The 13,347-nt window shown below is 60.3% G+C and carries 12 protein-coding genes; 6 read left to right on the forward strand and 6 right to left on the reverse strand.

The annotated features are described in order from the left end of the window. Positions 1 to 40: 40 nt before the first annotated feature. Genes sixA through QFW87_RS22125 form a run of 3 tightly spaced genes read right to left on the reverse strand, consistent with a single transcriptional unit; the run spans position 41 to position 1,894 of the window. On the reverse strand, positions 41 to 493 hold the full coding sequence (gene sixA, locus QFW87_RS22115) for a phosphohistidine phosphatase SixA (RefSeq protein WP_283181296.1): 453 nt from the start codon (positions 491 to 493) through the stop codon (positions 41 to 43). Then, positions 490 to 837 carry a DUF4389 domain-containing protein gene (locus QFW87_RS22120; protein ID WP_008087808.1) on the reverse strand — a complete coding sequence of 116 codons (348 nt, stop codon included), beginning with the start codon at positions 835 to 837 and terminating at the stop codon, positions 490 to 492. The genes sixA and QFW87_RS22120 overlap by 4 nt, the downstream gene beginning before the upstream one ends. Before the next feature lie 31 nt (positions 838 to 868). Beyond that, a complete protein-coding gene (locus QFW87_RS22125) occupies positions 869 to 1,894 on the reverse strand; it encodes an NAD(P)H-dependent glycerol-3-phosphate dehydrogenase (RefSeq protein ID WP_134419054.1) in 1,026 nt (341 codons plus the stop codon). A gap of 196 nt (positions 1,895 to 2,090) precedes the next feature. Between QFW87_RS22125 and QFW87_RS22130 the strand changes: the two genes are divergently transcribed. From QFW87_RS22130 to QFW87_RS22155, 6 genes are all read left to right on the forward strand, one after another. Continuing rightward, entirely contained in the window at positions 2,091 to 4,214 is a 2,124-nt protein-coding gene (locus QFW87_RS22130) for a TonB-dependent receptor (protein WP_283188887.1), read from the forward strand. Between the two features lies 1 nt (position 4,215). Then, positions 4,216 to 5,148, forward strand: a complete 933-nt coding sequence (locus QFW87_RS22135; protein ID WP_283188888.1) for an ABC transporter substrate-binding protein — start codon at positions 4,216 to 4,218, stop codon at positions 5,146 to 5,148. Further along, positions 5,145 to 7,046, forward strand: coding sequence for an ATP-binding protein (locus QFW87_RS22140; protein WP_283188889.1), 1,902 nt, complete (start codon positions 5,145 to 5,147; stop codon positions 7,044 to 7,046). Before QFW87_RS22135 ends, QFW87_RS22140 begins: the two co-directional genes overlap by 4 nt. Positions 7,047 to 7,293: 247 nt before the next feature. Continuing rightward, on the forward strand, positions 7,294 to 7,809 hold the full coding sequence (gene fabA / locus QFW87_RS22145) for a 3-hydroxyacyl-[acyl-carrier-protein] dehydratase FabA (protein ID WP_008148022.1): 516 nt from the start codon (positions 7,294 to 7,296) through the stop codon (positions 7,807 to 7,809). Between the two features lie 11 nt (positions 7,810 to 7,820). After that, entirely contained in the window at positions 7,821 to 9,041 is a 1,221-nt protein-coding gene (gene fabB / locus QFW87_RS22150; protein WP_283181300.1) for a beta-ketoacyl-ACP synthase I, read from the forward strand. A gap of 366 nt (positions 9,042 to 9,407) precedes the next feature. Then, positions 9,408 to 9,596 (forward strand): hypothetical protein, encoded by a 189-nt coding sequence (locus QFW87_RS22155; protein ID WP_095132420.1) that lies wholly within the window; start codon positions 9,408 to 9,410, stop codon positions 9,594 to 9,596. A 70-nt stretch (positions 9,597 to 9,666) separates the two neighbouring features. Here the strand turns inward: QFW87_RS22155 and QFW87_RS22160 are convergent, their stop codons facing one another. From QFW87_RS22160 to relA, 3 genes are read right to left on the reverse strand one after another with little or no spacing between them, the layout of a single operon-like run. Next, positions 9,667 to 10,209 carry a DUF2058 domain-containing protein gene (locus tag QFW87_RS22160; RefSeq protein ID WP_283181301.1) on the reverse strand — a complete coding sequence of 181 codons (543 nt, stop codon included), beginning with the start codon at positions 10,207 to 10,209 and terminating at the stop codon, positions 9,667 to 9,669. A 28-nt stretch (positions 10,210 to 10,237) separates the two neighbouring features. Next, a complete protein-coding gene (gene mazG, locus QFW87_RS22165; RefSeq protein ID WP_149631668.1) occupies positions 10,238 to 11,071 on the reverse strand; it encodes a nucleoside triphosphate pyrophosphohydrolase in 834 nt (277 codons plus the stop codon). 5 nt (positions 11,072 to 11,076) lie between these two features. Then, on the reverse strand, positions 11,077 to 13,320 hold the full coding sequence (relA, locus tag QFW87_RS22170; protein WP_283181302.1) for a GTP diphosphokinase: 2,244 nt from the start codon (positions 13,318 to 13,320) through the stop codon (positions 11,077 to 11,079). Between the last annotated feature and the right edge of the window lie 27 nt (positions 13,321 to 13,347).

Here is a 13,347-nt window from a genome sequence, read left to right on the forward strand (position 1 = left end):
AGCAAGCGTAGTCAACCAAGCAGTTGCTCGGTTGACTATTTTACGGGTGCTTAATGCCGGTGAGCTTCATCGCTCCGGCCAGCGGGCCTTCGCCTTCAAGTTCTGCAAGGCCGGCAGTTTTCACCGCCTCCGGGGCCTGCACATGGCCGTGCTGCAAGTAACCCAACAGGTTACCCACCAGTGGGTTATGGCTGACCAGTAGCGCATGATCCACAGACACCAACTGTTCCGCCACCGCTTGCGGGCGGTTGTCGGGGGTCAGCCAGTCGACGGTGCGAATCTCCGGCGCGAAATTCAGCGCGGTACGCACAATTTCTGCGGTCTCCTGCGCTCGCAGGTAAGGACTGGCATAGATCGCGGTCAGCGGCTTGCCGGCCAGTTCGGCGGCAGTGCGCAGCACTTCTTCACGACCATGGGCAGTCAGTGCCCGTTCCGAATCAGGACGCTTGCCGTGTGGCTCGGCTTCACCATGACGCAGTATCCAGAGTTTCATAGCTTGGGCTCCTCATCTCGGACCGGGTGTGGTGCCGGCGCCACAGCGTGCGGCGCTTCACCTTCCGGTGTACGCGGCGTCGGCCAGTCGGCGAACGGCCAGGGCTTCTGGTCACTGTGGAAACTGCCGAATCGACCGATCTGCGCCAGGAACTGGCTCAGGCTGTCGCCGAAGTTCATCAGGCTGGCGCTTGGGGCGCCATAGATCAAACGATAGATCAGTTGAACCAACACCACGGCGCCGAGGATGAATTGCGCCACTTGCCATACCAGCACGTAGACGATCATCCACAACACGCGCAGCAGGATGGATTCGTACTTGGCTTCTGTTTTCGGATCGTTCATGTCTCGCTCCCTGCCCCTGTCAATTGAGTGCTCAGTTGAAACCACTGGTGGAAATAAAGTCGACGTCGGTTTTCGGCTCGGCACGCATCAATAGACCGATCACCTGCTCCAGCGTGCGCCCTTCGAACAGAATGGCATGCAGCCCGGCGACCAGCGGCATGTACACGCCCACCTCCTGAGCCTTGGCCTTGAGCACCTTGAGGGTGTTCACGCCTTCAGCGACTTCGCCCAGGCGCGTCACTGCATCTTCCAGGCTCAAGCCCTGGCCTAGGGCGAATCCGACCTGGTAATTACGGCTTTTCGGCGACGAGCAGGTGACGATCAAATCGCCGACGCCCGCCAAACCGAGGAAGGTCATCGGGTTGGCGCCCTGATTCACCGCAAAGCGGGTCATTTCTGCCAGCGCCCGGGTGATCAGCATGCTCTTGGTGTTTTCGCCCATGCCCAGCGCCACCGCCATGCCGGCGATGATCGCGTAAACGTTTTTCAACGCGCCGCCCAGCTCCACGCCGAAGCGGTCGGCGCTGGCGTACACGCGAAAGGTCCGGCCATGCAACGCTTCCTGGACCCGCTGGCAGAGTTCTTCGTCTTCGCTGGCGACCACCGTGGCAGTCAGCGCGTGTTCGGCGATTTCACGGGCCAGGTTCGGCCCGGACAGCACGCCGATGCGCGCTTGCGGGGCGATCTCTTCGAGGATTTCGCTCATCAGTTTGAAGGTGTGGGCTTCGATGCCTTTGGTCAGGCTCACCAGCAATTTGCCGCTCAAACGTTCGGCGTGCGGCATCAATACCGAGCGCAGCGCGCTGGACGGCAGTGCGACGAAGCACAAGTCGCAGGCTTGCAGAGTGGCCAGCAGGTCGGTGACCGCTTCCACGGCCGGCAGAATCTTGATGCCTTTGAGGTAACGCGGGTTCTCGCGATTGACCCGAATGGCCTCGGCCTGCTCGGGGTCACGCATCCACAGCCGGACCTGATGCCCGTTCTCGGCCAGCAGATTAGCCACGGCGGTACCAAAACTTCCGCCTCCCAGGACCGCAATTGGGCGCTGTTCAGTCATATGCAATCCGTTAATCCATACCAGTGGCGATGACGGCATTATACGGAGCGGCCCAGTGGCGGCCAGTCCCCGTATCAATTACCGGCACTTGTAGGAAGAAGACCAAGAAAACCGACGAAAATGCCCACAACGTGACTGGAAAAGTCGTTGCGCTCGGTTAACATGCGCGCCAATTGTTCGCTATCAAGGATGTGTTGTGTCGTTTGGCTCTCCATCACCTCGCTCGCCACTGGTACTGGCGCTGATTTTCAGCTCGCCATTGCTTGCCGACGACTTGTTCCTCGACAGCGAGCCGCTGCCGCAAGTATTGACCGCGACGCGGCTCAAGCAGTCGCCGGCCGCGGTACCGGGGAGCATGACGGTGATCGACAGCGAACTGATCAACGCCAGTGGCGCCCGGGACATCAGTGAGTTGCTGCGACTGGTGCCGGGGATGATGGTCGGCAACATCAGCGGTAACCAGGCGGCGGTGAACTATCACGGCACCAACGCGACCGAAGCGCGACGCATGCAAGTGTTGATCGATGGCCGCTCGGTGTATCGCGCAGGCCTGGCCACCGTGGACTGGAGTGACATTCCGGTGGCCCTGGAAGACATCGAACGCATCGAAGTTTTCCGCGGCCCGAACACTGTCAGCTATGGCGCCAATGCGCTGATGGCGGTGGTCAACATCATCACGCGCAACCCGGCCGACAGCCACGGCACGCGGCTGAAAGTCACCCGTGGGCAGCGCGGCATCGACGACTTTTACGCCAGCCAGGGCGTGGGCTGGGACGGCGGCGGCCTGCGCCTGTCACTGTCCGGCCAGCAAGACGACGGCTTCGATTCGGACCGTAACGGCGCCGACTACCGCGACAGCCGCCGCTTGAACCGTTTCAACCTCGCCGTCAGCCAAACGCTCACTGAAAACCAGAGCATCGACTGGCAATTGAATGCCAAGGACGGGAGCAACCAGCGTCCGTATACCTACCGCCCGGTCTTCTCGGGGATTACCGCTGCCGGGAACAATTCCGACGTCATCGCCAAGGACTACGCCGGCTCGCTGCGCTGGAACCTCGACATCAATCCCGATCACAGCCTTTACATCCAGGGCTCGGCGCAACACTGGGATCGTCAGCAGACCTGGCGTGCCTGCGATGCCGAGGTTTCGTTCAGCCCGCAGCTGACCGAGCTCTGGCAGCTCAACCCGAATTACACCGAACGCCTGGCGCGCAACATGGAGCGCTACACCGGCCCCGGCGCGCCCGCAGGTGACCCGACCCAGCGCGCACTGGCCAATCAAGTGCTGGACCAATGGCGAAACGGCGCCCGACAAACCCTCTGCGGTGATATCGACCAAAGCGCCCGGGAGTCGCGCTACGACCTCGAAGTGCAGGACACCCTCAGCCTGTCCGACAGTCTGCGGCTGGTCAGCGGCATGAACTATCGTTACGACCGGGCAGATTCCAAGACCTACTTCAATGGCACCCTCGACGACACCACCTGGCGGGCGTTCGGCCAACTCGAGTGGCGCGCCACCGAGCATTGGTTGCTGCAGGGCGGTGCGATGTTCGAAGACACGCACTTGATTGGCAGTTCGCTCACCCCGCGGGTGGCGGTCAACTACCTGATCAACCCGCGCCATGGCCTGCGGGCGGTGTACTCGGAAGCCATCCGCTCGCCGGACATGTTTGAGAACAACGTCAACTGGAGTTATCAGGTAAAGAACCTGCGACCCAGTGCCTATGGCCAGTCCAGTGCCCGTTATTTCGTCAAGACCCGTGGCCCCGGCGACCTCGAACAGGAACACATGCGTTCCCGGGAACTGGGCTACAACGGCTACTTTGCCAAAGTGGGGCTGGCGGTCGATGTGAAGCTGTTCTACGACGAAATCACCGGGATGATCAGCGAACCGCTGCGCAACAATCAGTACATCGCCAGCAACTCAAACAGCGCGCGCTTCTCCGGGGCAGAAACCCAGCTCGACTGGAGAATCAGCAGCGCCGATCGCCTGCGTCTGATCTATGCCTACGTCGATGCCGAGGCGAGCAACCCGCAGGATGCACAACAGACGGCTCGAAACAGCGGGTCCGTCGGTTGGCTGCGCAACTGGGGCCACGGCTGGAACAGCGCGCTCTTCTACTATGGTGACGATGCCCTGAACGGCTATCGCTTCGAACGGGTCGATACGCGCATCGCCAAACGCATCGGCCTGGGCAAGGCCAGCCTGGAGTTGGCCGGTGTGCTCCAGCAACGCCTCGACAGCCAGCCCACTACCTTCGTCGACAACAACTACGACGAGCGCCGGGTGCTTTACTTCAGCGCAGAGCTGGCGTTCTAAGATGCTCTATAGCCCGTCACGCAAGACGCCAATCCTTGGCCGCCTGCTGGCCGGGTTGTGCCTGGTGTTTGCCGGACTGCTGAGCAGCCTGGCGGCCACCGCCGCGGACATTTTGCTGACCGGCGCCGAGGACAGCCCGGGCATGCAATCCTTCACTCAGGCCTTGAGCGCTTTGCGGCCTGCCGATAACGTGCACTTCCAGCCGCTGGCCAGTCTGCCGGCGCCAGGCAAACTGCCCGCCGGCACCCGTTTGATTCTGCTCGACCTGCCGAGCCTCGACTGGCGCCTGCAAGACACCCAGGGCCCGGCGACGCTGGTGCTGCGCATCAGCCGCCTGCAAGCCCGTCAGCATCTGGGGGCCACCCTGCCCCCGCGTCTCAGCCTGCTCTGGAGCGACCCGCCCCTGGACCGACAATTGCGCCTGACCCGATTGCTGCTGCCTCAGGCCAAACGGGTCGGCGTGCTCTTCGACAGCCACAGCGAATTCCTCTTGAAAGAACTGCATCAGGCCGCCCACTCCTTGGGCCTTGAAGTAGTCACCGAGCGCTGGGATAACACGAACGACAGCCGGCCGTTGCAGGCGTTACTGAAAAACAGCGACGTGTTGCTGGGCCTCGACGACCCCGATCTGTACAACCCGAAAACCGCTAAAAACCTGTTGCTCAGCAGCTATGCACGGCAATTGGCGCTGATCGGCCCTAACGCCGGGTTCGTCAGGGCCGGGAGCCTGGCCAGCACCTACAGCGATCAGAGCGATTGGCTGGCGATACTCGACGAACTGCTCGACCGGCCACCGGCCACGTGGCCACGCACGCACTACCCGCAACGCTTCAAAGTCTTAAGCAACCCGCAAGTGGCTCGTTCATTAGGGATTGAACAGATGAATGAAGCGTCTGTCGCAACACAGTTGGCCGAAGGAGAAAGCCGCCCATGACCTTTCGTCGCCGTTGGGACATCAACACCCGCACGCAGATTATCAGCCTCGGCCCTGCCCTGTTGCTGACGTTGCTGTTGATCAGTTTCTTTACCTTCGTGCGGATCCAGGACCTGCGTCAGGAGCTCAATCACACTGGGCAGCTGATCGCCAACCAACTGGCACCGGCCACCGAATACGGGGTGATCTCGGGCAACAACGAGGTGCTAGACAGTTTGCTCAAGGCCACCCTGGCCACGCCCAATGTGCGCTTTCTGGAAGTCCAGGACAGTGCCAACCGGATTCTGGTGTACGTCGAGCAACCGTCGGAAACCCACAACCGCTCGCACCAGGTCGAAGTGTTCCAGGCCCCGGTGCGGCTGCAACGCATCCAGCTGCACAATGATTTCCTGCAGGGAAGCCGCGTCGCCAACACGGCGTCCTCCGAGGATTATCTGGGTCGGGTGATCGTCGGCCTGTCCAATGACGCCTTCAGCCAGCGTCAGCAGGAAATCCTGCTCAAGGCCGGGATCCTGGCGCTGTTCGCCCTGCTGTTTACTTTTCTGGTCGCCCGGCGCCTGGCCGGCAGCCTTTCGCAACCGATTCGCGACATCGGCAACGCGGTCAAGGCCATTCAGGACGGCGACTACAAAACCCCGCTGCCGATCGTCGACGACACTGAACTGGGCGCGCTGTCGCAACACATCAACAACCTCGCCAACGGGCTCGAACAAGCCAGTCGCGAACAGCATCAAGCGATGGCGCAGTTGATTCAGACTCGCGAGGAAGCGGAAAAGGCCAACAACGCCAAATCCGATTTCCTTGCAATGATGAGCCACGAATTGCGCACGCCGATGAATGGCGTGCTGGGCATGCTGCAACTGTTGGAAACCACTGAGATGACCGAGGAGCAGATCGAATACGCGGCGCTTGCCTCGGAGTCCACGGAACACCTGCTCAAAGTCATCAACGACATTCTCGATTTCTCGCGCATCGAGCGTTCGGAACTGGAGCTGGAGCACATTCCATTCAACCTCGCAGACCTGATCGGCAGTTGCGCCCAGTCGTTCTCGCACAGCGCCGTGCAACGCGGGCTCGACCTGGCGCTGTCGATTCCGGACGACATGCGCGCGTTGCAGGTGCAGGGCGACCCGACGCGAATCCGGCAGATCCTGGTCAACCTGATCGGCAATGCGCTGAAATTCACCGAACAGGGCCGCGTCAGCATCGAACCGCAATGGCAGTCGCTGGATCACGAATTGCTGTGGTTCACCTGCACCGTGCGCGACAGCGGGATTGGTATCTCGGCTGAACGCCTGGAATTAATGTTCAACGCCTTCCAGCAGGCCGACAGTTCTATTTCGAGGCGATACGGTGGCACCGGGCTGGGCCTGCCGATTGCTCGCACACTGGCTGAACGCATGGGCGGCACGTTGCGCGCCCAGAGCGAGGAAGGTCGCGGCTCGGTGTTCACCCTGGAAATCCCGCTGGCGCTCTATAAACAGACGCTGCCCGTGCTGGCGCCGCGCATACCGACCGGCAGCGGTGATGGCGAAGGGCGCAACGTGTTGCTGGTGGAAGACAATCCGGTCAATCAGACGGTCATCGAAGCAATGTTGCGCAGTCTGGGCTTTACTGTCAGCGTCGTCACCGATGGCGCCCAGGCAGTGCGCAGTGCGGAGAGTCTGATTTTTGAAGCCATTTTGATGGACTGCCGGCTACCGATCATCGACGGCTACGAGGCCACCCGACAGATTCGCCAATTACCCGGCTGCACAGACTTGCCGATCATCGCACTGACTGCCAACGCCTTGCAGGGTGACCGCGAAGCCTGTTTATCGGCGGGAATGAACGATTACCTGGCCAAGCCCTTCAAACGCACAGATTTGCAGCAAATTCTGCAGCGCTGGGTGCAGTAGTGCAGGCCTTTCGGCTATCTGCGACTGGCGTGAAAGGCGAAAGTGCGGCAGTCTTAGGCACCCGAACAGGCCCGAAAAGGGGCTTGAATAATAATTTCAGTGCACAAGTGTACATTCATGTCCTTGGTGCTGTGACTTTCACCACAACGCAATAGTCTATGAGTAGGCTGCTGACTCGAGGCATAAACGCTTCGATCGGCCGGGAAGATTTGCCCCACCTGCCGCATGGGACTATTGAGGAGCTCGCATGACCCAACAAAACGCCTTTACTCGGGAAGACCTGCTGCGCTGCAGTCGCGGTGAGCTGTTCGGCCCAGGTAACGCACAACTGCCCGCCCCGAACATGTTGATGGTGGATCGCATCACCCATATCAGCGCCGAGGGTGGCAAGTACGGCAAGGGTGAATTGGTCGCCGAGCTGGATATCACTCCGGACCTGTGGTTCTTCGCCTGCCACTTCGAAGGTGATCCGGTGATGCCAGGCTGCTTGGGCCTCGACGCCATGTGGCAACTGGTCGGCTTCTTCCTCGGCTGGCAAGGTCTGCCGGGCCGTGGTCGCGCCCTGGGTTCGGGCGAAGTGAAATTCTTCGGTCAGGTTCTGCCGACCGCCAAGAAAGTAACCTATAACATTCAGATCAAGCGCGTACTGAAGGGCAAGCTGAACCTGGCCATCGCCGATGGTTCGGTCAGCGTCGACGGCCGCGAGATCTACACCGCCGAAGGCCTTCGGGTCGGCGTTTTCACCTCCACTGACAACTTCTAAGGGTTATCCGCATGCGCCGCGTCGTTATCACTGGTCTGGGCATCGTTTCGTGCCTGGGCAATGACAAAGAGACCGTCTCCGCTAACCTGCGTGCAAGCCGCCCTGGCATCCGGTTCAACCCGGAATATGCCGAAATGGGTCTGCGTAGCCAGGTTTCCGGCTCCATTGACCTTCCCCTCGAAGAGCTGATCGATCGCAAGATCTTTCGCTTCGTCGGCCACGCGGCGGCTTACGCCTACCTGGCCATGAAAGACGCCATCGCCGACTCCGGTCTGACCGATGAGCAAGTCTCCAACCCGCGTACCGGTTTGATCGCCGGCTCCGGTGGCGCCTCCACGCTGAACCAGATGGAAGCGCTGGACATCCTGCGCGAGAAAGGCGTGAAACGCGTTGGCCCATACCGCGTCACGCGGACCATGAGCAGCACCGTTTCCGCTTGCCTGGCCACGCCGTTCAAGATCAAGGGCCTGAACTACTCCATCGCGTCTGCCTGCGCCACCAGTGCTCACTGCATCGGTACCGCCATGGAACAGATCCAGATGGGCAAGCAGGACATCGTGTTCGCCGGCGGCGGTGAAGAAGAACACTGGAGCCAATCGTTCCTGTTCGACGCCATGGGCGCACTGTCCAGCCAGTACAACGAAACCCCGGAAAAAGCTTCCCGTGCCTACGACGCCAAGCGTGACGGTTTCGTCATCGCCGGCGGTGGCGGCATGGTCGTGGTCGAAGAGCTGGAACATGCTCTGGCCCGCGGCGCGAAGATCTACGCGGAAATCGTTGGCTACGGCGCGACCTCCGACGGCTACGACATGGTCGCCCCAAGCGGCGAAGGCGCCATCCGCTGCATGCAGATGGCCATGTCCACCGTTGACGCTCCGATCGACTACCTGAATACCCACGGCACGTCGACTCCGGTCGGCGACGTCATGGAAATGAAAGGTGTGCGTGAAGTGTTCGGCGACAAGGCTCCGGCCATCAGCTCCACCAAGAGCCTGTCGGGTCACTCCCTGGGCGCCGCCGGCGTTCACGAAGCGATCTACTGCATGCTGATGATGGAAGGCAACTTCATGGCGGGTTCCGCCAACATCGACGAACTGGACCCGGAAGTAGCTGACATGCCGATCCTGACCAAGACTCGTGAAGACGCCACCATCAACACCGTGATGAGCAACAGCTTCGGCTTCGGTGGCACCAATGCCACGCTGGTACTGAAGCGCTGGCAGGGTAAGTAATACCCCGCGTACGCCGCACATAAAAACGCCCCGACTGGTTCGGGGCGTTTTTTTTGTGCCTTTGCTTTTGCTTTTGTAGGAGCCAGGCTTGCCGGCGAAGGCGCACCCAAGGACGCCTTCGCCGGCAAGCCTGGCTCCTACAGGTACCGGTTTGAATCCGCCGTTTTCATCGTCGCAAACATGAAGCTTTTGTCATGAAACTCAGCGGCTTGCGACCAAATGCCGCGTGTTTCAAGGGCTGCAGGATTTTCTCTGATTTTGCAAAAGTCCGTTACCAAACTCAGTCGTTTACTTAGCAGGCTAACCAAACATATAACGGAGTCCTGCACACGCCTTGCTGCAGATAACAGAGATTGGAGCTAGCAGATGACTGTAAAAGTAACTGAACGCGACGATTCACATAAGTCCCACGAAGGCGTAGCCGCCGGTATCCGGATCTGGGACGTGCACCAACAAGACATGCTGGTGGGGATGTTCCACTCCGAAACCGATGCCCACAGCTACAAGGCCGAACTGGAAAAACTGGAGCAGCAACGAGAGCTCCAATCCGCCTAAGCAATGACAGCATTGAAAACGACAAACCCCGCCATGAGCGGGGTTTGTCGTTGTTGCAGTCTTTAACGGCTTACCACATCAGATCGTCCGGGATCTGATAGGCGGCGTACGGATCGTCTTCAGCAGCGACTTCTTCGGTCTTCACGTTCATCTGCACGATACGCTGTGGATCGCGCTCCTGGATCTTCAGGGCCGCCTCACGGGGGATCACTTCATAACCGCCGGCGTGGTGCACGATAGCCAGCGAACCGCTGCTGAGCTTGTTGCGCATCAGCGTGTTGACGCAGATGCGCTTGACCTTCTTGTCGTCGACGAAGTTGTAGTAGTCCTCGGTCGTCAGCTTCGGCAGACGCGAGACTTCGATCAACTGTTTGACCTGAGCAGCGCGAGCCTTGGCCTCGGCCTTCTCCTGCTGCTGACGGTTCAGCTCCTGGTCGCGCTTGGCCTTCTCGGCCATGGCTTCCTGAGCCGCCCGCTGCTGCGAGTCATCAAGTTCGATCTGACCTTTGTGGGCCAGACGCTGCTGTTTCTGCTTCTCTTTGCCGACCTGTTTGGCCTGCTTCTGGTTGACCAGCCCTGCTTTGAGCAACTGGTCGCGAAGGGAAATGCTCATGGTGCTTATTACTCACTTAGGCAACTGCTCAACCGCAGCTGGGCAAATTCTTTTCCTGACGTTTGGCTTCGCCCCACAAGGCGTCCAACTCTTCGAGGGTGCAATCTTCTATGGGACGGTGGGTGTCGCGCAATGCCTGTTCGATAAAACGGAAGCGTCTTTCGAACTTGCTGTTGGCTCCACGCAGTGCAGTTTCGGGATCGACCTTGAGATGACGCGCCAGATTGACCACGGAAAACAACAGATCACCGACCTCATCGGCAATCGCTGCCGAGTCATTGTCGGCCATGGCTTCGAGCACTTCATCGAGCTCTTCGCGCACTTTGTCGAGCACCGGCAAGGCGTCAGGCCAGTCGAAACCGACCTGCCCCGCGCGCTTCTGCAACTTCGCCGAACGGGACAATGCCGGCAGTGCTGCGGGTACGTCGTCGAGCAAGGACAGTTGTTCGGGCGCCGAAGATTTCTCCGCCCGTTCTTCAGCCTTGATCTCTTCCCAGCGCTGTTTGACCTGATCTTCATTAAGACGCGGAACATCCAGCGGCGCATACAGATCACCGGTAGGAAACACATGCGGATGACGGCGAATCAATTTGCGGGTGATGCTGTCGATGACGCCGGCGAATTCGAAGCGCCCTTCTTCCCGGGCCAACTGGCTGTAATAAACCACCTGGAACAGCAAATCCCCCAACTCTCCCTGCAAGTGATCGAAGTCACCGCGCTCGATGGCGTCGGCGACTTCGTAGGCTTCCTCAAGGGTGTGCGGGACGATGGTTTCGTAGGTTTGCTTGATGTCCCACGGGCAGCCGAACTGCGGGTCGCGCAGACGGCTCATCAGGTGCAGCAAGTCTTCAAGGCTGTACATCAATTTCACGGAGTCCGGTTACGGCGGGTTTCGATGATGTTTGGCAACTGGGAAATCCGCCCCAGCAACCGACCCAGTGCATCCAGCCCCGGAATCTCGATGGTCAGGGACATCAACGCCGTGTTGTCCTCTTTGTTCGAGCGGGTGTTGACCGCCAGCACGTTGATCCGCTCGTTGAGCAGTACTTGCGAAACGTCACGCAGCAGACCGGACCGGTCGTAGGCACGGATGATGATGTCCACCGGATAGGTGAGCACCGGCACCGGGCCCCAGCTGACCTGGATGATCCGCTCGGGCTCGCGCCCACCCAGTTGCAGCACCGAGGCGCAGTCCTGACGGTGAATACTCACGCCGCGGCCCACGGTGATGTAACCGACGATCGCATCCCCCGGCAGCGGCTGGCAGCAGCCGGCCATCTGGGTCATCAGGTTGCCGACGCCCTGGATCTGGATGTCGCCGCGCTTGCCCGGTTTGTAACCGGTGGCCTTGCGTGGAATCAGTTCCAGCTGTTCGTTGCCGCGCTCCGGTTCGACCAGTTGCTGCGCCAGGTTCACCAGTTGTGCCAGACGCAAATCGCCTGCGCCCAACGCGGCGAACATGTCTTCGGCCATTTTCATGTTGGCCTTTTCGGCCAGCTTGTCGAAATCTACCGCTGGCAGACCGAGGCGGTTGAGTTCGCGCTCCAGCAAGGTTTTACCGGCGGCGACGTTCTGATCGCGCGCCTGCAATTTGAACCAGTGAACGATCTTCGCCCGTGCCCGCGAGGTGGTGATGTAACCCAGGTTCGGGTTCAGCCAGTCGCGGCTCGGGGTGCCGTGCTTGCTGGTGATGATCTCGACTTGCTCACCGGTTTGCAGGCTGTAGTTGAGCGGCACGATGCGCCCGTTGATCTTCGCGCCACGGCAGTTGTGACCGATTTCGGTGTGCACTCGGTAGGCGAAGTCCAGCGGCGTCGCGCCCTTCGGCAAGTCGATGGCATGACCGTCCGGGGTGAAGATGTAGACCCGGTCCGGTTCGATATCGACCCGCAGTTGCTCAGCCAGGCCGCCGATGTCACCCAGCTCTTCATGCCACTCGAGGACCTGACGCAGCCAGGAAATTTTCTCTTCGTAGTGGTTGGAGCCGGATTTGACGTCGGTGCCCTTGTAGCGCCAGTGTGCGCAAACGCCCAGCTCGGCTTCTTCGTGCATGGCGTGGGTGCGGATCTGCACTTCCAGCACCTTGCCCTCGGGGCCGATCACCGCGGTGTGCAGCGAGCGGTAGCCGTTCTCTTTAGGGTTGGCGATGTAGTCGTCGAATTCTTTCGGGATGTGCCGCCACAGGGTGTGGACGATACCGAGCGCGGTGTAGCAGTCGCGCATTTCCGGCACCAGCACGCGAACCGCGCGCACGTCGTAGATCTGGCTGAATTCCAGACCCTTGCGCTGCATTTTGCGCCAGATCGAATAGATGTGTTTGGCCCGGCCGCTGATGTCGGCATCGACGCCGGTGGCCTGCAATTCGTTCTTGAGCTGGCTCATCACATCGGCGATGAAGCGCTCGCGGTCCAGTCGCCGCTCATGCAGCAACTTGGCGATCTGCTTGTACTGGTCGGGCTCAAGGTAACGGAAGGACAAGTCCTCCAGCTCCCACTTGATGTGACCGATACCGAGACGGTGAGCCAAAGGCGCGTAGATGTCGAAGACTTCACGGGCGACGCGGTTGCGTTTTTCGTCATCGGCGGTTTTCACCGCACGGATCGCGCAGGTGCGTTCGGCCAGTTTGATCAGCGCGACGCGAACGTCGTCGACCATGGCGACCAGCATTTTGCGCAGGTTTTCGACCTGGCCCTGCGTGCCCAACACCAGGGATTGACGGGGGCTGAGGCTGGCGCTGATCGCCGCCATGCGCAACACGCCGTCGATGAGTTTGGCGACCACCGGACCGAAGCGCTGGCTGACCGCCGGCAACTCAATCTGGCCTTCGCGCACGCCGCGATACAGGATCGCGGCAACCAACGAATCCTGATCGAGTTTGAGGTCGGCGAGAATCTCGGCGATCTCAAGGCCCGTGCGGAAACTCGAGGTCCCTTCGGACCATAGATTTTTCGCTGCATTGGCCTGTTGTTCAGACGCACGAGCGAACTCGCACGCTTCCTTCAAGGCTTCGCGATCCAGTGCCGGATCGACACTGGCCGCGTGATCGAGCCAAGCCTCGAGATTGATACTGCCGTCGGTGTTGATCGGCTGGTGTGCTCTCACCTGTACCATCTTGCTTACCTTCCCTACGACGCAGAT

The organism is Pseudomonas sp. PMCC200344, from assembly GCF_030053095.1.
Lineage (GTDB): Bacteria > Pseudomonadota > Gammaproteobacteria > Pseudomonadales > Pseudomonadaceae > Aquipseudomonas > Aquipseudomonas svalbardensis.